Annotated in this window: 1 protein-coding gene; it reads right to left on the bottom strand. The window is 45.3% G+C overall.

Going from position 1 to position 344, the window contains the following annotated elements; genetic code table 11:
• Positions 1–198: 198 nt before the first annotated feature.
• On the bottom strand, positions 199–344 hold a 146-nt coding region (locus tag P5683_RS26030; protein WP_315642617.1), incomplete at its 5' end, for a transposase.

Here is a 344-nt window from a genome sequence, read left to right as displayed (position 1 = left end):
ACTTAGTCATCTCGTCCTCTCCATTATACGTCCTAACTTTCCTGTCTTGTGCTATACAATAACCCCTTTGTGCGAGACGTTTAGGAGTGAAATAGAGCTGCAATGCCTGAAATAACCTCCTAGTGGGACTTCTACCCCTTGGTAGAATATAAGGAGTGCGCCCTGACCATCCCATAACTATAGCATTAGTCAAGGTGGTTAGGACGCAGCTTGGAGAACGGAATCCATGGCATCATGGAGAGAATCAAACTGCTCAATACAATGGCGAATGCGGGCTTTCAACCACGAACAACATTTCTCTATCTTGTTGAGGTCTGGCGAATAAGGTGGTATAGCACAAGACA

It is taken from the genome of Limnospira sp. PMC 1279.21, assembly GCF_032349615.1.
Taxonomy (GTDB): Bacteria; Cyanobacteriota; Cyanobacteriia; order Cyanobacteriales; family Microcoleaceae; genus Limnospira; species Limnospira fusiformis.
Note: the sequence above shows the minus strand (reverse complement) of the source record. Positions and strands in the feature narration are given on the sequence as shown.